Here is an 18,101-nt window from a genome sequence, read left to right as displayed (position 1 = left end):
CCAATTCAAATCCCCCTCTTATAATTTTTCTGCAACTCTAAGCTTTGCCGATCTTGCACGCGGGTTAAGCTCAAGCTCCTCCTCGCTGGGAACGATTGGCTTACGGTTAACGAGCTTCAAAGTACCGTTTTTGCCGCATACGCATAACGGGAAATCCGGCGGGCAAGTACATCTTTCAATAAATTTCGCAAAAATGTGCTTGCAAATACGATCCTCAAGGGAGTGGAAGGTAATAACGGAGGCCCGTCCTCCAGGCTTCAAGCATCGAACAGTCTGCTCGAGTGCCTCTTCCTCTGCTCCAAGCTCATCGTTGACGGCAATGCGCAGCGCTTGAAAGGAACGCTTTGCAGGATGCGGACCTGTACGTCTCGTAGCAGCCGGTATCGACAGCTTAATCAGCTCCGCCAGCTCGCCCGTCTTCTCAATCGGCGCCTGTTCCCTAACCTTCACAATATTACGAGCGATCGAGCGTGCAAACTTCTCTTCACCATAGCGGTCCAATATCCGTGAAATATCTCTTTCATCCCACGTATTGACAATATCATAGGCAGTCAAATCGCCTTCACGATCCATCCTCATATCAAGCGGAGCGTCATGATTATAGCTAAAGCCTCGCTCAGCCTCATCAAGCTGCGGGCTGGATACGCCAAGATCAAATAATATCCCGTCTACCTGAGGCACACCATCCGCGTTCGAAACACCGCAGCCTCTAAGCTCCTGCTCTAAATGACGGAAATTGCTCTTCACAAGAGTTACTTTATCCATATATGGAGCCAGCCTGACGCGAGCATTTTCCAGTGCCCAATCATCCTGATCGAATGCGATTAACCGCCCTCCCTCGCCCAGGCGGGACGCAATAAGCTCACTATGGCCCGCTCCTCCAAGCGTACAATCGACGTACACACCGTCCGGCTTAATCGCCAGACCGTCAACCGCTTCCTTCAAAAGCACTGTAACATGCTGAAACACGTACCAGACCTCCCATTCTTGCTGTCCATACTAGAAGTTAAAATCAAAATCAACGAGCTTCTCGGCTATTTCATTAAAGGCCTGCTCCGATTGCTCATAATAGCCATCCCATGTTTGCTTGCTCCAAATTTCTACGCGTCCGGATACGCCAAGCACCATACATTCCTTATCCAGCTTCGCATATTCGCGGAGATGACTGGGTATGTTTACCCTTCCCTGTTTGTCCAGCTCACATTCGGTGGCGCCGGAAAAGAAAAAACGGGTAAATGCGCGCGCGTCGGACTTCATTAATGGCAAGGTCTTCAGCTTCTGCTCCAATACGCTCCACTCGCTCATTGGATAAACGAACAAGCAGTTGTCTAATCCGCGGGTGGCAATAAAAGAGGCGCCTAAAGAATCACGGAATTTCGCAGGGATGATGATGCGGCCCTTCTCATCGATGCTATGTTGATATTCACCCATAAACATGAGTCCGCTCCACCTCTTCTCCTAATTCCACCACTTTGCCCCACTTTTCCCCACTAAGATAGAATAGTTCGCCACCTAAAATTAAAATCCTGCTCCAAGAGCAGGATTTTTTGAAAATAATTTATCCTATTAATAATTACAATTTAGGCTGCTCCTCCTCAGGGATCGGCTGCTCTTGCACGGTTATGCGGTTCCTTCGCCGTACAAACCATAATACTGGTACTGCGATTACAGCAAGCACGACCAATACAGGCAGCGCGCCTGCGGCAATGACAAGCAGCTGCTTGAGCCCCTCCCAGACGAACTTCGTGCTTCCCGTCAGCGCACTGGAAATTCTCTGGCCTAAGCTCTCTTCTCCCGCACGGACGGACGTTAACGATTGACTCGTCTGATACAGCTGCAGCTCTACGGTGGAGAACGCGATGTTCGTATCCAGATAGCGGATTCTTCCTTTGATCCGCTCAATTTCCAGCTGCACCTCGGATAGCTGCTGCGAGAACTTCAGCAGATCATCGGCCTCGACCGCTTTGTCCATCATATTGAGCAGCCGTGTTTCCACCAGCTGTCTCGCCTTCAGCCTGGACGCTAGATCCACGTATTCCTCCGAAACATCCTTCCCTCCGATATTACGAGCAAAGGCGCTATGCTCAATTTCCTCCAGACGATCAATAAACGGCATAAAGCCAGCTGCAGGTACTTTAATCATATAGCTGGAGCCGATCTCCCCATCATGCCTTGTGTCTTGAAATTGCAAAATATATCCGCCGCTCTGTTGAATCGCGCTCTGAAGCTCAGTCGCGGCAGCAGCTAGATCATTTACCCGCATGCTTAATGTTGCCGTATAAATGATTTTTTGATTAAAGCCTTCTGCAGCGATCACCGATTCTGAAGAAAGACCGCCTCCGGCCACGTCTTCCGAACTGCCCTTCTGCCCCTCTGTGCTTTCTGTATTCGCAACAGCTTCAGAATCCTCAGCAGCATAGCTGGAGATGCCGCTATCCGAATCAGACATACTCGAATTAGTCGAAGAGCACCCTGCCAGCAATCCCAAAGCCATCATTATTAAACCGGCCCATAAGCCTAACCTTTTAATTTGTCTATACATACAATTTCCCCCTTGCTTTTCTTTATCAGACGCTCAGTGCCAATAGAAGGTTACAAGTGTAAACGGTTAAGGCAACAAAAAAAGCCGCGATTGCTCACGGCTTTCTCCTGTTCCTATATAAAGCGATTATTCAGCTTCCTTCCAGCTGTCCAAATAAGCGATTTGCTCTTGCGTCAGCTTATCAATACCGAAGCCCAGCGACTGCAGCTTCAATCTAGCCACTTGCTCATCGAGCTCATAAGGCACGTTCACAACTTTACTGCCGATGGACTTATATTGTTCATTCACATATTTCAAAGCTACCGCTTGAAGCGCAAATGTCATATCCATAATTTCCGCAGGATGCCCATCGCCAGCAGCGAGGTTGACCAAACGGCCTTCTGCAAGCAGGTAAATGCTGCGGCCGTCCTTCAGCTTATACTCTTCAATATTGCGGCGAACCGTGCGTATGCTAGTGGAAAGCGCCTCTAGCTCAGGTTTATTCGCTTCAACATCGAAGTGGCCCGCATTAGAAATAATCGCTCCATTCTTCATGACCGCATAGTGCTCCCCGCGAATAACATCCCGGTTGCCTGTAACCGTCACGAAAAATTGTCCAACCTTAGCCGCCTCGATCATAGGCATCACAGCAAAACCGTCCATGTAGGCTTCAACGGCTTTAATAGCGTCAATCTCGGTTACAATGACATTAGCGCCTAGACCTTTGGCTCGCATCGCTACGCCCTTGCCACACCAGCCGTAGCCGACAACAACAACCGTTTTACCGGCAACCATTAAATTCGTTGTACGATTAATACCATCCCATACGGATTGCCCTGTACCATAACGATTGTCAAACAAATGCTTGCAATAAGCATCATTTACGGCTACCATCGGGAATTTCAATGAGCCGTCCTTCTCCATCGCCTTCAGACGAATAATTCCGGTCGTTGTTTCCTCCGCTCCGCCGCGGAGGTTCTCGCCGAGCTCAGGATGCTCTGAATGCAGAATCGTCGCCAAGTCGCCTCCATCATCAATGATCAGATCAGGCTTCCATTCCAGCGCCTTTATGTTAAGCTCCTTAAACTCCTGCACGCTTGGATTATATTTGGCAAATACGGTAATGCCGTCCTCAACAAGAGCGGCACAGACATCGTCCTGCGTAGACAACGGGTTGCTTCCCGTAATTGTCACTTCAGCACCGCCAGCCTTAACGACTTTCGCCAAATAAGCGGTTTTCGCCTCCAAGTGAAGCGCAATAGTCACCTTTAGTCCTTTAAAGGGCTGCTCCTTCTCAAATTGCTCTCGAATCGTATTCAGTACTGGCATATGCGCGCGTACCCAATCGATCTTCAAATGACCTTCCGGCGCCAATGACAGATCGGCGACAATGCTTTTATCGGCTGTACTCATTATCCTTATACCCTCCCACGTAGTGTTGCAAAGTAATGTAAACGCACATCGTAGCTTACCTTTTACAAGTGAACGATTTGATGTCCGCCTATACGGCTGTAAGGCGCTTCAAGCAGCTTCTCCAGCCATGCTAGATTATACCGGTTCCAGTACGCCGTCATATTAAGCACTCGCTCCTGAGGCTTGCCTAGCGGCTTAATAGACAGATAGATGCGATCAAGCTGGCGGGTGGAAGCTTCAAACTGTTTATTGTATGCGTCTACCGTCTTAGAGCTCATATAATTGATCTGTTCTACAATTTTTTGCAAATTCGTATCTCCCAGCTTTGAGAGCCCCGGCTGTATAGAAGCTGCAAGCTCCAGCAGCGGCTTATAGCTCTTCTCAAAAGCATCTCGCGCCACGGCGAATTGCTCCTCAATCGATAAACTGTCCTGATCCTTAAGCCATTGCTCTTTACGCTGCTCGAAGCGCTCCATAATATCCTCGAAGCTAAGCTCATATTTGTCCATATTTTTCGCAATTGTTCCTTCAATTAACGTATAGGACATCCGCGGCACGATAATGGGCATTTCCATTCCTAGAACTTGGAAGGCTTCTCCTGTTAATGCCCAATAAGCAATCTCCCCCGGTCCTAGTACTGTTGCAAGCACCGGAAACAAATAATCCTGCATCAATGGCCTGGTCAACACATTATTGCTAAGCTGCTGAGGCTGCTCGTCAGCGATTTGCAGCAGCTTCTCAAGGGTTAAGGAAAGCTTTCCCTTGCGATCCTGAAACAAGCCATCCTGTTTATGAAGCAGCGTTCTTTCATCACCGCTTGCGGCTTGGAACAAAAACAGATTCGCACTGCCCGGCGTTACATCAGCCTGCAAGGAATAACCCAGCTCCTTAATCCGCTCTGCCGAAGTCATGTAAGCCTGCTCCAGCTCATCATTTCTCTCAATGATGCGGCGGAACATCGGCGCTTCCAGCTGACGGACAGCCTTGTCGTCTGCATCAAGCAGCACTAACCCCTGCTTGCCGAATAAATGACTTAACAGCATAGCGAACATATCCGACAATGAGCTCGCCTTCAGCGACATCCGGTGCAGCTCCTCCAGCAATTGCGGCTTAAACTCGGAATGCGGCAGCGACTGCTCCAGCTCCGATAGAAGCTGTTCCCATGCTTCGGACGTAATCATCGTACGACTAACCGATGTCCGCGTTCCTTCAGGACGCGCTGCCGACAGCTTACGAAGCTCCTGCTCTGCTGTCATGACGTATGCATGGTTGGCCTCGTCCCAATCATGATCCTCACCGGCCACCCAAAACACCGGCACAACCGTTTTTCCAAGCTGCTCGCTAGCTGATTTCGCCGCACTTATAATGGATACCGCCTTATGTATCACGAGCAGCGGACCCGTCCATAATCCTGCTTGCTGACCTCCGATAACAACTGGAGCCCCTTCCGCAATCGCAGCAATGGAGGCGAAAACCTCAGAAGCAGCGCCGGCTTTCTCGTTATAAGCGCGCAGTACGCTTGCAACCGCTGCGGACTCTGCCCGAACTCCGCCGCTTTCCTTTAAACGTTTTGCTCGTCTATTCCAATCCTGCTCAACTCCGGCATGATAGCCATATAAAGCATCAATACGGTCATCCGTTCGATGGATATAAGCCTCTGTCAAAGGCTGAGCGCTCGGCAATGTATATGATTCTGTTCTCATAGCGCAGCCTGTAACCTCCCGCTTGCATATCGCCTCAGCGACTTATTATTTAATAATCTTACCATCGTAATTGTACACAAAGGTAAAGCTGCCCGTCAAAAAAAAAAAGCCCCCCTCTCTCGAGAGGCGCATTATGATTATTCATTAAGCCAAGCCGGTAAACATTAATTTGCCTAAACTGATGCACATAAACAAAATATACAGCACGCTCATTGAGAAAAAGCTGATCCGCCATACCGTTCGAAATATCTTCTTGGCGTCTACTGCTCCTCGTTTGCGGAACTGCGCATTCCCAAGCAGTCCTCCTCCAATTAGCATAAACAATAAAATGCCATAGAGACCAAATTGATTATTGAAAATATCATTGAATAGAGCGGCTACACATCCGATCAGCAGCGCAGTTGTAACGTCCATTGCTAATCGAAATGCTTTCTTCCGATCCCGAATGATTGCGCCGTAGACAAAAAAAACAATAGCGAAAGGAATGATTGGAATGAGCGCCAATGGCGCATAGAAATAGGTGATGATGGTCTCTATCTTCCTTCACTCCTTCCTTTACGGGTTCGAATAAAGTGCGTGTATGAGCGCGATTATCGCTCGATTAAGCGGCGCCGGCAGCTGATGCTTCTCAGCCAGGCTGACGATACCGCCGTTTATGGCATCAATTTCTGTCCTTCTGCCTAATCTAACATCGCTAAGCATAGAGGAGACGTTGCCGCTTGTCTGCTTACAAACCTCAGTAACCAGCTTCCAGCCGTCTTCCGACAAGACCATGCCTGCTTTTTGCAAAATAATCTCTGTCTCCGCATACAGCTCTCTCATTAGCCTCAGTCGTGAAGGATGCTCAGGCAATTCTCCATTTACGACATCAAATAAAGCGGTCAATGGGTTGATAATCGCATTGATTAGAAGCTTTTGAAAGATACGATTATCCATGTGATTCGACAAAAACGAGGTAAATCCTGCTAATTGCAGCTGCGAAACTAACATTTTTTGCGAGATTTCGAGAAACTCGTCGTGTTCACATATGTTTTCATGCCATCTCCCAAGGTAGAGTTGACCTTGACCGGTATGCTGAACAGAACGAGCGTCCAACCTTCTGGCCCCTTCCGTTGTTACCGCAGCTAGGAGCGTTAGATCTGGAAACCTGTTTTGTATTCGCTCCAAGTGCCCGATCCCATTTTGCAAGCATACCATGACGGCCGGATTCTCCTGCCTTCCAGCTGTCAGCGCCTCCAACTGGTCTAATAAAACATCACTCAAATCCGTTTGCTTGACAGTAAGCCAAATACTGCGGATGGATGTCAGTTGATTGGAGCCAGTTGAGCTTCTATGTACGGAAGCCTCCTCCAAAGCACAGCTCCGCACAGGTACATTTCCTTCACTGCCATCCAGATGCAGCAGCCTTATCCCTTGCAAGCGAAGCAGCTCGGCCTGCTCCCTGCTCCGCGTCCATATCGTCACATCGGCACCCGCCTCAGCCAGCCTGCCGCCAAACAACAAGCCGAGAGATCCTCCGCCTACCACATCGATTTGCATGTCATACCCCTTCCAAAATATACCGCGGCTCTTATAGCCAACATCGTATCAAATCTGCTAAAAATAATGCAAGTCGAAGAGAGGCCCGCCAACTGCTTGGCGAGCCTCTCTTTTTGTTATCGCTATAACTTATTCAATACGTTCTAAATTGCCGTTTGCATCCATTTTAAATCTGGGCTTCGCTTCATCCTCATTCGTTAAAACCGTCAATCTTCTGGCCCGATCCATAATTTGAATGAGCGTTTTGTAATCATCATTGACTGCCCGATAGTCGGTTTGAACATTGTTCACTTCCTTGGACAGTCTCTCATTCTGGTCACGCAATCGATATAACTCTTCCTCTTTGTCCTTCAGCTCTTTCTCAAACAATTTAATTTGCCGAGTTAGATCCTGATAGGTCGACTTCCACCCGCGCAGAAAACGAATGACGGCTTCAATTGACAATCCTTCCTCAAGAGAAGCTGAATCCGGCTTGAAACCACGCTCATCCTGCTCAAATACGGCAATGGATGAAACGTGAGGCGTTGCAACAATCGTTTGCTTTTTTAAATAATTACGCTTCTGTCGCTGCTGTTTGGCGATTTGAATTGCATCCTCGTAACGCTTGCGGACGCAGCTGTTCCAACGAAAGCCGCATGCTGCAGACGTGCGTCCGATTCGTTCGCCAACTTCTTCAAAAGCGGCCAGCTGCGTACTTCCTTCTCGAATATGGCGTAGTGTAACCTCGGCGAGAATTAGATCATCGTCCGGACTCCACGCATCCTGTCTAACTGCTGTCATGCAACGAAAACCTCCTAACGTAAAGGCGCTTACTTTATCTCTATGCCCTTGGTAGAATTCATAGAATCTATTGGATACTAAATTGTATAACCAATTTTTCACGTACTCATACATGTTAAGTCTTATATGTGAGCAAACTATATGCAGGATTGACATACGCGAAAAAAAAGTTTGCGATTTCGTCACGCTTTCAGGTTTACACTTATTTCACCAAACGTTATAATGATCATTAGAAAATCGGGTCGCAGCGAGAGGGGGATACTATCATGGCACGCATGTATCGGGTACTTGGCTTTTGGTGCCTCGTAATCGGACTTATGGCTTTCGCAGGCCATATGACGGAATTTGCGCTCTTGTTTTTCGCGCAGGCTGTAGCTTTCGTATTTCTAGGCTACTTGAATTTCTCGGAGAGAACCTACATCACTATGTTCTGGGGATATTTGGTCATTTCATTCGTGGGATTCACGTATTGGTCTGTCTTCAAGATGGACTTGCCATTCTAGGCTTACTTCACGAAAAGCAAAGTAAAAAAAAACGGTGTCGGCTCAAGCAGAGCCGGCACCGTTTTTAGTGTTGCGCTTTTATATCCAAAATCATTACTTTAAAGGACTCGCTCATTTGGTCACTCAGCAAAAGCTGCCGAACGGCCCGGTTCATTTTTGCTGTCTCGCTGAAAGGATCTTTGCCGCTATCGTTTTGTAGCAGATCGAATACGCCATTATCCATCAAAAACTGCTTTTGGGTCGTGTAGCTGACTAGCTCCCAGCCGGCCTCCTCCGCTGCATGACGGACAAACGTAAAGGGAACATGAGAGGTGATATCCTGCTCGCCTATGCGCTCGAAGGGCGTATCACTTGCTTGATGCCGCCAGTAACACATGAGTGTTCCATTCATACGATGCTCCGCCGCATACTCCGCCGCTTCATGGCCGTAATCGATTAGAATGAGGCGGCCACAGGTCATTTCAGCGCCTAACCGCTTCAGAAAATCAGCTGCGGCCGCATGGATTTCCGTCCGCTGGCCATCCTTCAATTGAATGCCGTCACGCTCGAGCCATTCGTTAAACCGATGGTCCGAGAGCGGCATATACACCTCATAAAATCCCAGCTCCGCATTTCCAGCTACGCCTAGCTCGACTAATTCCCCCTCAACCTGTTGAACGCGATGGACAGGGAATGCGTCCAGCAGCTCATTTGCAAGCACAATCCCCGGCTGTCTGTGCACACCCTTCTCCCAAGCCTGCTCTGATGTTATGATTTTGAAGTGCCGCTCCTCTATGCCTGCTGCCATGCTTAACGCTCCACGGGCAGCATCAGCATGTAAAGGATGATCCTCGATTTGTACAGATGGGAATCGCTCCTCCCAATCAGGGCTTAGCTCTTTTCCTGCAGCAGCGATTTGAGCGGACAGCCTGCCCGTTCCAGCCCCCCACTCGATAAGCTGCAGCGGCTTATCCGTCATCAAGCCGCAGGAATGGATGTACCTTGCAAGTATCTCCGCCAGAACTCGTCCCACACCGGAGCTTGTGTAGAAATCCCCTTCCTTGCCAATACGAACTGGGCCTGAGCGGTAATAGCCATCCTTCTCGTCATACAAACAAGCATTCATATACTGTTGAAATGAAATACACTTGACCGCATGCTTTACACCGTCATCAGCTTTATACCAGCCTAGTGTAGGAGCTTCAGCGATTTGCTTCGATATCTTGGCCGGAAGCGAGCTTTCCTTCATCGTATCCTTCATCCTTTTCCAATAGTGAGATATAATAGATAAGATTGACGCATAAGATGATAGCTGAGGAGGGAGGATGCCGTTGAACGAACCCGTCAAAAAAAATCGTCTCACCCTTGCTGCAGCTGCCATGCTATTGCTTGCGCTGCTCGTGCTTCGGCTTCCTGTTTCGGCGGAGCCTGCGTCAACAAACGAAGAGGATTTGCATTCACTGCTTGAAAAAAGTCTGTCCGTTGTGGAAATCGATAAAGAAATCGGCCGCATCCAGGAGCAAAAGGAGCAGCTTACCCTTCAGATGACAGAAACTGAGCGTGAATTAACGCTTCAGCAGGAGCAAATATCGGACAAACAGGATGAAGCCGGCAATACGCTGCGCGCTTATTATATGGGAGATCGGGACTATTTGTTTAGTGCGCTGTTATCCTTCGATTCGTTGCCGGAATTATTTCAAATGCTGGATTACGTCCAGATCATTCTAACTCACGACAAGCATACCTTGAATACTTATGTGGAGCAATATAGAAAAATTAAGGCTGGCTACGAGCAGCTCACGACAAGACAAGTCGAGCTTGCGGCCGTTGAGAAGCAGCTGCAAACGCAGCGCGGGCGGGTGTTAGCTCTGGAACGGCAGCTGGATGATCAGCTTGCAGGGAGATCAGATGCCGACAGGCTTCGCCTATTAATTCAGGAGCTGACAGCATTCTGGGAAACCGCCGGTATAAATGAGGTCAAAACTTACTTCCGGGAGCTGTCAAGAGCTATGCGGAAACTTCCAGACTGGGTACAGGACAATAAAGAGCTTCTGGAAATCAAAGGCTTTAATTATACGATAAAGGTGCCAGAGGATGAGATTAACGCATTTCTGCGTGAGCAAAATGATATTTTCAATCACTTCTCATTTCATTTTATGAATGATCAGGTTATTGCGCAGGGACAGCGCGGCAATATGGAAATCCGCATTGCCGGTCGTTACACGATTGAGAGTGAGCCAAAAAATGCAATACTATTTCATGTGGATGAGCTCTTATTTAACGGATTCAAGCTGCCTGATACAACCGGTAAAGCATTAGAGCAGGAATTTGATCTCGGGTTTTACCCCGATCTGATTGTCTCCTTCCTCAAAGCAAATGACGTACAGATGAAGGACGGCGAGTTGACGATTAAGTTAAGTCTTAAGCTCTAAAGTAAGAAGAGACTAATCGCTGTAAATCAGCGCAGTCTCTTCTTTTTTTAATTTCCATTTTTCTGGCCATAGCGGATCTGGAAGCGGCAGCTGCTCGGGTGGCTGCTTTACGTTAAGCAGTCTCTCCCACCATGCCGGCGGCATCCGAGCCTGCACAATCTGAATATCGCGATTCAACGCATATAACGAAGCACGTACCGGCAAGAGGTTAAACAGATCATAGTTTTTCTGCTGCTCGTAGATATCTGTTACCTCCTGGATCCACAGCATCGCCTCCTCCTCCGCCTCAGTACCAGAGGATATAACGTAGCTTCGGCCATTCAACCAAGGGTAGAAGGTCCGATTGCGATCTACAATGAGCTCGCTTCTAATCGATTCACTTAAATTCTCATATACGGCCCATGGTATAACAGCCGCAAGCAGTCTGTTCTCTAGAATAGATTCCGCTATAGCCTGAACATCCTCCAGCTTCTGCCGGCCAACATGCTGTTCCATCGTCCGCAGCCATTGGAGCTGATCCATCTGCAAATTGTTATAAGCCTTCAAATTAATCAAGCTGGTCTGCTCCGTTTGGAACGTCGCAAGCCAAACCAGCTGCTGCTTCAAATTGTCTTCGCTTAACTGAACAATAGTGACCTGAGGATTGCTTGCGATAGCTTGATTGGCAACCGCTTGATATGCGGTCCATTCCGCAGGCGCTGTCTGAAACCCCGACTGCTCAAGCAGATTGCTGCTCCATGCAACGACATAAGGGTTCACATCCTTGGGTACCCCCCATATATAACCGTTCCATTTTAAAAGCTCCAAAAGGCCAATCATTTGATCGCTTAACACATCACCCGTCATAATGCTGTCAACGGCCTGAAGAAAGCCACTGACGGCGAATGGCTTAACCCAGTCATTGTCAAGCAGCATAACATCTGCGGCTTCGCCTTGACGGCTCTGCAGCGTCCATTCCGCGTATGCCTTATCTGTTGAGGGCTCATTCGTAAGCTGAACATCGATATGCGGATACTTCATCATAAAATGACGATTGCGCTCCGTCAGCAACTCAAATTCAGCCGCGGGCAAGGAAACGTTTACATGAATTTCTGACAGCTGATCGATGATAAGCTCTCCTTGTGCGGGCTGAATTGTCGTATTGTCATCGGGTTGTCTATGATTTGTCGGGTTTGTATGCTTCGAGAATGGAATCAACAGCAATGCTGTAAGCAGTAACACGCCAATAATAAACGGTACATATTTTTTGGAGGTCACATCACTCTTCCTTTCACCCTTGAATCTATAGGGATAGGATAGCAATAATTTCCTTTCTTGTCCAAGTGAACCTGCTATACAAAATAAAACAAAATAAATCCCCCTCGGACAAGAGGGAGATTTCGCAACGATTACAGCAAATCCGCAGCGAGCTGCGCGAGCTTCGAACGCTCACCTTTCTCAAGCGTCATATGACCACTGATTGCCTCGCCCTTAAACCTTTCAACAGCATGCGTTAGGCCATTGCTGATCGAATCAAGATACGGATGATCAATTTGTTCAGGATCCCCCATCAGCACAATTTTACTGCCTTCTCCTACACGGGATACGATCGTTTTCACCTCATGCTTTGTTAAGTTCTGCGCTTCATCTATAATAATGAACTGTCCTGGAATCGATCTGCCGCGAATATACGTCAGTGCCTCTACCTGAATGCTGCCCATGCCCATCAATATTTTATCGATATCTCCAGCTTTCTTCGTATCAAATAAATACTCCAAATTATCGTAGATGGGCTGCATCCAGGGCCGGAGCTTCTCTTCCTTCTCACCTGGCAAATAACCGATGTCCTTCCCCATAGGCACAACAGGTCTTGCGATCAGCAACTTCTTATACTTATGCTCATCCTCGGTCTTCAGAAGTCCTGCAGCAAGCGCAAGCAGCGTCTTCCCCGTTCCGGCCTTCCCTGTAAGCGTTACGAGCGGAATATCGTCGTTAAGCAGCAGCTCAAGCGCCATACGCTGCTGCGCGCTCCGTGCTGTAATTCCCCATACTGGTTCATTGCTCAGAAATAGCGGCTCAAGCCTAGCACCATCCTGGCTAACCTTCAGCAAGGCTGACTTCGAGGTACCCATTTCATCACGCAGAATGACAAATTCATTGGCATTTAATCGGATAGAAAGATGCATACTGTTAACCGTCAGAAACCGGTACGTGTAAAACTCATCGATGACGGAGGGATGAACAAACAGCGTCATATAACCGGCATAGAAGTCAGAGGAGACCACTACGCGATCAGACAAATAATCCTGCGCTTGAAGGCCAAGCACGTCAGCCTTAATTCTTACCAGCACATCTTTGCTTATGAGTACAACCCTTCGCTTCTGTTCCTCATTTTCTTGCTCGATATGATAATTTAGAGCTACCGCCAAAATACGATTATCATTTGACATATCTCCAAACATTTCTTGTACGCGCTTGAAGCTTCGATGATTCAATTCCACCTTAAGCAGGCCACCGCTTGGGAGCTCAATTCCTTCGTGCAGATGCCCTTTCTCTCTCATCTTGTCAAGCAGCCGCGAGATCGAACGTGCATTGCGTCCTAATTCATCAGCCAGTCTCTTTTTAGAATCAATTTCCTCCAACACAATCGCGGGAATGATGACCTCATTATCGTCGAAAGCAAAAATGGCTTGCGGATCATGAAGCAGCACATTAGTATCTAGCACGTATATTTTCTTCATAAAAACCCCTCCCGGCGTTGGATATTTAAACTAAGGCATACATAGCCTTGCTAAGCTGCGGACAAACTATGGCTGGATAACAGCTAGCATATTCAACAAAAAAAGAGGTGGAAAAACATGCTTAAATGGCTTACTTCAGCGATAATTGTTGCAATAGTAGCGACAGGCTGCAGCACCGTCGCACGTAATGAAACATCACCCTCTCCACAAAATAATGGCAAAGTTCGGGTTCAGCAGACAGAACCAAGAAAAAAAGAAATTAAAAATTCAGCACAGGTGGCTGCACATCTGGAGCAGTTGGCTAAAGGAATTCATGGCGTAAAGAATGCGCACTGTGTTGTGTTCGGAAATACCGCAGTCGTAGGAATAGACGTTGACGCCAATTTGGATCGCTCCCGCGTAGGGACGATTAAATATTCTGTTGCGGAAGCATTCCACAACGATCCTTATGGCGTCGATGCTCTTGTGACTGCTGATATGGATCTGTCACAGAGACTTAATGAAATGGGTGCCGACATCCGGCGCGGAAGACCAATAGCTGGATTCGCTGAGGAAATGGCCGACATTATAGGTCGGGTAGTTCCACAGCTTCCTCGGGATGTTATGCCTAGGGAGCCTGCGCATCAGAAATCTTCCCAAATGAACAGAAGCAAATGATTGCTTTGGCTTGAACCACAAGCCTGTTTCATTACTATTTCGTAAAAGCTCCCAAAAGACGCAAAAAGCCTAGTGAACAGTCACTAGGCTTTAAAAATGACAACGGGAACTTGTACAGCTAGACATTCCGCCGCTCGCAAATAAAATTTTTCAATCGTTCTTAAGTCTGCGGATTCGGTCATTCACATGACCTCCTTCTAAACAGAATTCAAAAATGGCCTCTGTACCATTATTATATCTAGTTTATTATAGATCGTCTATGGTTATTCAGCCATTTTTGACTTCAGTGCTGCCCTGGCTTCCTCAAGCTTCGCCTCATTCAAATAGACATAAGGACTATGCCAATTCCCTTCAAGCGGAATAAACGTGATGTCGCTGCCGCTAATCCCGAAATAGGTCGTCATCATGCTTTTAATTTCACTCGAAGGCATCGTCATCGTTAAATTGTTGCCGACAGCCTCAATTACGGAGCCGATCCTTGCAGCCCCGCCAAGTGATTTCATTTTGTCCGTAAGCGCGCCGATCACTCGGCTTTGCCGCTCATTACGCTCGAAGTCACTGGACATATTTGTCCCATCGTTTGACTTGCGATAACGGACAAAATCAAGTGCCTGGTCGCCGCTTAGCACTTGTTCGCCAGGCTGCAAATCAATATTCGTGCCGTCAGCAGTATCCCTGTATTTCATTCTCTTATCAACGTTTACCTTTACGCCGCCAAGAGCATCCACAACATCGGCAAAGCCCTGGAAGTTGATAACAGCCGCATATTGCACGTCGATACCGAACAGCTTGCTCATTACCTTGCTTACTTCCTGCTTCGCATTGGCATAGGCTGCATCCTTATCCAGCCCATCTCTTAAACCGACACTGTAGAAATCCGCATAAAAAGCGTTGGCCTTCCGCTCTCTATAGCCCTCGACATCTATTTTCGAGTCGCGCGGAATCGAAACTACGGTTGCTTTTTTGGTATTCGGATTAAAAGTTGCTACCATCATAACATCCGTATTTAAGCTGCCGCCCCGAGCTCTCGAATCCAGACCCATCAGAAGGATAGCGACCGGCTTCTCTTTAACCGATTCCCCGGCAGGTATGACTACCGTATTGTTATCTACCCCAATTTGGTCAATTGCACCGTCTGTTTTAAACACCAAATAGGCAAGACCACCTGCTACAAGAAGCAGAAAACCAAAGAATAGCACAAAAAGAGTTTTTAAAACCGAACGCTTCTTGCGCGGCTTCTGATTCTTCGGTTTGGCCGGCTTGCGAGCACCCGATCTTGGAGGTAATGTTGTCGAACCTTGACTCATCGCTTTCACCTACAAGCTCAGTTGTATTTTGGATTCGCTTCGATGTCCGTCAGCAGCTGCTCAGCAGCTTCCCTAGGGTAAAGCTGCAACTTGGATCGTCCATCCTTTTCGTACTTTACATGAATCATCGTGTCGTCAGACCTTGTCACATCAAAGCTCGTCAGACCGTGATCCTCCTTCAAAATTAAGACAAAAAACTCGACAGTTTCCTGTGCCGCTTGATCATCTGGCCGGGCATTCGCGACGAGCCGAATTTGCAGCCAATTAAAGAGTGCGTCCTCGAACTTCATTTGCCGGATTCCGCATTTTGCGCAGAGGGATCCACATCCCTTTTACTTTTCCATTTATCGTACAATTGACGTCCCCGGAGCATCATCATCATAATGACAGCTACACCCATACATTGTATAATTGGCAGCTTGTCAACCTGCAGGATCATGAGAATAAAAGATCCGAACGCGATCAATAGGTGGACAAGTATTTCTTTGAACAGCGGAAGCTTCTGCTGGGGACGAAATACTTTGTTGAATATATAGATCGTAAAGCCCAGAATGAGCAAATAAGAGACGAGCTTATGGTCACTTAGCCACGCTTGCATGTAAACTACCTCCTCTTTAAACAAAACGTAAGGCTTTGCGGGTGCAAAACCTTACGCTTGTTGAGTTCATTCGCTTATACGCCGGATTGTTGAGCTGTTTTGCGGTGCTTCTCAGCACGTTCACGTTCACTCTTATTCAAAATCTTTTTGCGAAGACGAATCGACTTTGGTGTTATTTCACAATACTCATCATCGTTCAAGTACTCAAGCGCTTGCTCAAGCGAGAATAGACGAGGGCTTTTCAGCGTAACGGTATCGTCCTTACCCGCGGAACGAATGTTGTTCAGCTGTTTTACTTTACAAATGTTGACGATGATGTCGTTCTCGCGAGTATGCTCGCCAACGATCATGCCTTCATAAATTTCGGTACCAGGCTCCAAGAACTGAATACCGCGATCCTCTACACCCATCATGCCGTAGAAAGTGGAGGTTCCGTTCTCGCTTGCTACAAGAACGCCTTGATGACGGCCGCCAACGCCTGCGCCGGCAAGCGGACCGTAGCTGTCAAATGCATTGTTCATAATGCCGTAGCCGCGTGTCAGCGTCAAGAATTGTGTACGGTACCCAATCAAACCACGTGCAGGAATTCTGAATTCCAAACGAACTTGTCCGTTGCCGTTATTGATCATGTTGATCATTTCGGCTTTTCGTGTTCCAAGACTCTCCATAACGGCGCCCATGCTTTCCTCTGGCGTATCGATTAATAAACGCTCATAAGGCTCTTGCTTCTTCCCGTCGATTTCCTTAATGATGACTTCAGGCTTAGATACTTGCAGCTCAAAGCCTTCACGACGCATATTCTCGATTAGAATACCAAGGTGAAGCTCACCACGGCCAGAAACGATAAACGCATCCGGGCTTTCTGTTTCTTCTACGCGCAGCGCAACGTCCGTCTCAAGCTCTTTGAAGAGACGCTCACGAAGCTTGCGGGATGTAACCCACTTGCCTTCACGGCCTGCGAACGGGCTGTTGTTCACTAGGAAAGTCATCTGAAGTGTAGGCTCGTCGATTTTTAGAACCGGCAAAGCTTCCGGATTCTGCGGATCAGCAATTGTCTCTCCGATGTTAATTTCACGGATACCTGCAATCGCTACGATATCGCCTGCGCCTGCTTCAGCAATCTCAACGCGCTTCAATCCTACAAAACCAAATAGCTTTTCGATTCTTGCTTGTTTGTTTGCACCCTCACGAGTCATAACCGCAACGGTTTGACCTTGCTTAATGATACCGCGGTTAACGCGTCCGATTGCAATACGGCCAAGGTACTCGTTGTAATCAAGCAATGTAACAAGGAATTGCAATGGCTGTTCCAAATCCTCGGTTGGCGACGGGATATTGCTGACGATGGTTTCATATAGAGCTTCCATGTTTTCGTCCTGTTTCTCAGGATCTAGACTGGATGTACCCTGTAGCGCAGACGCATAAACAACTGGGAACTCAAGCTGCTCGTCATTTGCGCCCAGCTCGATGAATAGATCAAGAACCTCATCCACAACTTCTTGGGGCCTAGCGTTTGGACGGTCAATCTTGTTCACGACAACAATTGGTGTCTGATTTGATTCAAGCGCTTTGCGCAAAACGAATTTCGTTTGCGGCATACAGCCCTCGAATGCATCAACGACCAATAGAACGCCGTCAACCATTTTCATAATACGCTCAACCTCGCCGCCGAAGTCAGCATGTCCAGGCGTATCCACAATGTTAATCAAGTAGTCTTTGTAGTTGATGGCTGTGTTCTTAGCCAAAATCGTAATACCGCGTTCACGCTCAAGATCATTAGAGTCCATTGCGCGTTCCTGTACTGCTTCATGGTCGCGGAACGTACCTGATTGTTGAAGCAGTTTGTCAACCAATGTCGTTTTACCATGGTCAACGTGGGCAATAATGGCGATATTCCGTAAATTCTCTCTTGCTTGCATAACTAATAATCCACTCCAATTGTTTTTTAT

At 47.6% G+C, this 18,101-nt stretch carries 18 protein-coding genes; 3 read left to right on the top strand and 15 right to left on the bottom strand.

The genetic code is table 11. The features are described from left to right. Positions 1–18 precede the first annotated feature (18 nt). From rsmH to ACO9K6_RS14490, 8 genes are all read right to left on the bottom strand, one after another. Positions 19–969, bottom strand: coding sequence for a 16S rRNA (cytosine(1402)-N(4))-methyltransferase RsmH (gene rsmH, locus ACO9K6_RS14525; RefSeq protein ID WP_424768284.1), 951 nt, complete (start codon positions 967–969; stop codon positions 19–21). A 30-nt stretch (positions 970–999) separates the two neighbouring features. Further along, positions 1,000–1,437: a division/cell wall cluster transcriptional repressor MraZ gene (gene mraZ, locus ACO9K6_RS14520; RefSeq protein ID WP_424768283.1), complete on the bottom strand. Its 438-nt coding sequence runs from the start codon at positions 1,435–1,437 to the stop codon at positions 1,000–1,002. Between the two features lie 136 nt (positions 1,438–1,573). Continuing rightward, on the bottom strand, positions 1,574–2,542 hold the full coding sequence (locus tag ACO9K6_RS14515; RefSeq protein WP_424768282.1) for a DUF4349 domain-containing protein: 969 nt from the start codon (positions 2,540–2,542) through the stop codon (positions 1,574–1,576). A gap of 126 nt (positions 2,543–2,668) precedes the next feature. After that, positions 2,669–3,934 carry an adenosylhomocysteinase gene (locus tag ACO9K6_RS14510; RefSeq protein ID WP_424768281.1) on the bottom strand — a complete coding sequence of 422 codons (1,266 nt, stop codon included), beginning with the start codon at positions 3,932–3,934 and terminating at the stop codon, positions 2,669–2,671. 62 nt (positions 3,935–3,996) lie between these two features. After that, the gene (gene bshC, locus ACO9K6_RS14505) at positions 3,997–5,637 is read right to left on the bottom strand and encodes a bacillithiol biosynthesis cysteine-adding enzyme BshC (protein WP_424768280.1); all 1,641 of its coding nucleotides are present in this window, start codon (positions 5,635–5,637) and stop codon (positions 3,997–3,999) included. Positions 5,638–5,781: 144 nt separating this feature from the next. Then, the gene (locus tag ACO9K6_RS14500; protein ID WP_424768279.1) at positions 5,782–6,141 is read right to left on the bottom strand and encodes a DUF3397 domain-containing protein; all 360 of its coding nucleotides are present in this window, start codon (positions 6,139–6,141) and stop codon (positions 5,782–5,784) included. 51 nt (positions 6,142–6,192) lie between these two features. Next, entirely contained in the window at positions 6,193–7,176 is a 984-nt protein-coding gene (locus tag ACO9K6_RS14495; RefSeq protein WP_424768278.1) for a ketopantoate reductase family protein, read from the bottom strand. Between the two features lie 129 nt (positions 7,177–7,305). Next, positions 7,306–7,956: an RsfA family transcriptional regulator gene (locus ACO9K6_RS14490; protein ID WP_424768277.1), complete on the bottom strand. Its 651-nt coding sequence runs from the start codon at positions 7,954–7,956 to the stop codon at positions 7,306–7,308. Between the two features lie 266 nt (positions 7,957–8,222). Between ACO9K6_RS14490 and ACO9K6_RS14485 the strand changes: the two genes are divergently transcribed. Beyond that, complete coding sequence (locus tag ACO9K6_RS14485) at positions 8,223–8,459, top strand: DUF2626 domain-containing protein (protein ID WP_424768276.1); 237 nt, start codon at positions 8,223–8,225, stop codon at positions 8,457–8,459. A gap of 64 nt (positions 8,460–8,523) precedes the next feature. Here the strand turns inward: ACO9K6_RS14485 and ACO9K6_RS14480 are convergent, their stop codons facing one another. Beyond that, positions 8,524–9,687, bottom strand: a complete 1,164-nt coding sequence (locus ACO9K6_RS14480) for a class I SAM-dependent methyltransferase (protein WP_424768275.1) — start codon at positions 9,685–9,687, stop codon at positions 8,524–8,526. 82 nt (positions 9,688–9,769) lie between these two features. Here ACO9K6_RS14480 and ACO9K6_RS14475 point away from each other — a divergent pair, with 82 nt between their 5' ends. Next, the gene (locus tag ACO9K6_RS14475; protein ID WP_424768274.1) at positions 9,770–10,870 is read left to right on the top strand and encodes a coiled-coil domain-containing protein; all 1,101 of its coding nucleotides are present in this window, start codon (positions 9,770–9,772) and stop codon (positions 10,868–10,870) included. A 12-nt stretch (positions 10,871–10,882) separates the two neighbouring features. Here the strand turns inward: ACO9K6_RS14475 and ACO9K6_RS14470 are convergent, their stop codons facing one another. Together ACO9K6_RS14470 and ACO9K6_RS14465 are read right to left on the bottom strand one after the other, a co-directional pair. After that, positions 10,883–12,127: an extracellular solute-binding protein gene (locus ACO9K6_RS14470; protein WP_424768273.1), complete on the bottom strand. Its 1,245-nt coding sequence runs from the start codon at positions 12,125–12,127 to the stop codon at positions 10,883–10,885. Between the two features lie 131 nt (positions 12,128–12,258). After that, on the bottom strand, positions 12,259–13,590 hold the full coding sequence (locus ACO9K6_RS14465) for a PhoH family protein (RefSeq protein WP_424768272.1): 1,332 nt from the start codon (positions 13,588–13,590) through the stop codon (positions 12,259–12,261). A gap of 117 nt (positions 13,591–13,707) precedes the next feature. Between ACO9K6_RS14465 and ACO9K6_RS14460 the strand changes: the two genes are divergently transcribed. Next, on the top strand, positions 13,708–14,247 hold the full coding sequence (locus tag ACO9K6_RS14460; protein WP_424768271.1) for a YhcN/YlaJ family sporulation lipoprotein: 540 nt from the start codon (positions 13,708–13,710) through the stop codon (positions 14,245–14,247). A 263-nt stretch (positions 14,248–14,510) separates the two neighbouring features. On the opposite strand, the gene ACO9K6_RS14455 is transcribed toward ACO9K6_RS14460, so the two are convergent. The 4 genes from ACO9K6_RS14455 to typA all read right to left on the bottom strand — a co-directional run bounded on the left by ACO9K6_RS14455 (position 14,511) and on the right by typA (position 18,071). Beyond that, on the bottom strand, positions 14,511–15,554 hold the full coding sequence (locus ACO9K6_RS14455) for an LCP family protein (RefSeq protein WP_424768270.1): 1,044 nt from the start codon (positions 15,552–15,554) through the stop codon (positions 14,511–14,513). A gap of 17 nt (positions 15,555–15,571) precedes the next feature. Continuing rightward, the gene (locus ACO9K6_RS14450; protein WP_424768269.1) at positions 15,572–15,844 is read right to left on the bottom strand and encodes a hypothetical protein; all 273 of its coding nucleotides are present in this window, start codon (positions 15,842–15,844) and stop codon (positions 15,572–15,574) included. Further along, positions 15,841–16,152 carry a YlaH-like family protein gene (locus tag ACO9K6_RS14445; RefSeq protein WP_424768268.1) on the bottom strand — a complete coding sequence of 104 codons (312 nt, stop codon included), beginning with the start codon at positions 16,150–16,152 and terminating at the stop codon, positions 15,841–15,843. The genes ACO9K6_RS14450 and ACO9K6_RS14445 overlap by 4 nt, the downstream gene beginning before the upstream one ends. A gap of 74 nt (positions 16,153–16,226) precedes the next feature. Further along, complete coding sequence (gene typA, locus ACO9K6_RS14440; protein WP_424768267.1) at positions 16,227–18,071, bottom strand: translational GTPase TypA; 1,845 nt, start codon at positions 18,069–18,071, stop codon at positions 16,227–16,229. Between the last annotated feature and the right edge of the window lie 30 nt (positions 18,072–18,101).

Origin of the sequence: Paenibacillus praedii (assembly GCF_049725345.1) — a bacterium.
GTDB lineage: Bacteria > Bacillota > Bacilli > Paenibacillales > Paenibacillaceae > Pristimantibacillus.
The sequence above is the reverse complement of the archived record's forward strand: the minus strand, read 5'-3'. Positions and strand labels throughout refer to the sequence as shown.

Bases quoted from the DNA above. Each gene is read 5' to 3' on its own strand.
- mraZ (WP_424768283.1), bottom strand. From the start codon at position 1,437: ATGTTTATGGGTGAATATCAACATAGCATCGATGAGAAGGGCCGCATC.
- ACO9K6_RS14515 (WP_424768282.1), bottom strand. From the start codon at position 2,542: ATGTATAGACAAATTAAAAGGTTAGGCTTATGGGCCGGTTTAATAATG.
- ACO9K6_RS14510 (WP_424768281.1), bottom strand. From the start codon at position 3,934: ATGAGTACAGCCGATAAAAGCATTGTCGCCGATCTGTCATTGGCGCCG.
- bshC (WP_424768280.1), bottom strand. From the start codon at position 5,637: ATGAGAACAGAATCATATACATTGCCGAGCGCTCAGCCTTTGACAGAG.
- ACO9K6_RS14495 (WP_424768278.1), bottom strand. From the start codon at position 7,176: ATGCAAATCGATGTGGTAGGCGGAGGATCTCTCGGCTTGTTGTTTGGC.
- ACO9K6_RS14490 (WP_424768277.1), bottom strand. From the start codon at position 7,956: ATGACAGCAGTTAGACAGGATGCGTGGAGTCCGGACGATGATCTAATT.
- ACO9K6_RS14485 (WP_424768276.1), top strand. From the start codon at position 8,223: ATGGCACGCATGTATCGGGTACTTGGCTTTTGGTGCCTCGTAATCGGA.
- ACO9K6_RS14480 (WP_424768275.1), bottom strand. From the start codon at position 9,687: ATGAAGGAAAGCTCGCTTCCGGCCAAGATATCGAAGCAAATCGCTGAA.
- ACO9K6_RS14465 (WP_424768272.1), bottom strand. From the start codon at position 13,590: ATGAAGAAAATATACGTGCTAGATACTAATGTGCTGCTTCATGATCCG.
- ACO9K6_RS14460 (WP_424768271.1), top strand. From the start codon at position 13,708: ATGCTTAAATGGCTTACTTCAGCGATAATTGTTGCAATAGTAGCGACA.
- ACO9K6_RS14455 (WP_424768270.1), bottom strand. From the start codon at position 15,554: ATGAGTCAAGGTTCGACAACATTACCTCCAAGATCGGGTGCTCGCAAG.
- ACO9K6_RS14450 (WP_424768269.1), bottom strand. From the start codon at position 15,844: ATGAAGTTCGAGGACGCACTCTTTAATTGGCTGCAAATTCGGCTCGTC.
- ACO9K6_RS14445 (WP_424768268.1), bottom strand. From the start codon at position 16,152: ATGCAAGCGTGGCTAAGTGACCATAAGCTCGTCTCTTATTTGCTCATT.
- typA (WP_424768267.1), bottom strand. From the start codon at position 18,071: ATGCAAGCAAGAGAGAATTTACGGAATATCGCCATTATTGCCCACGTT.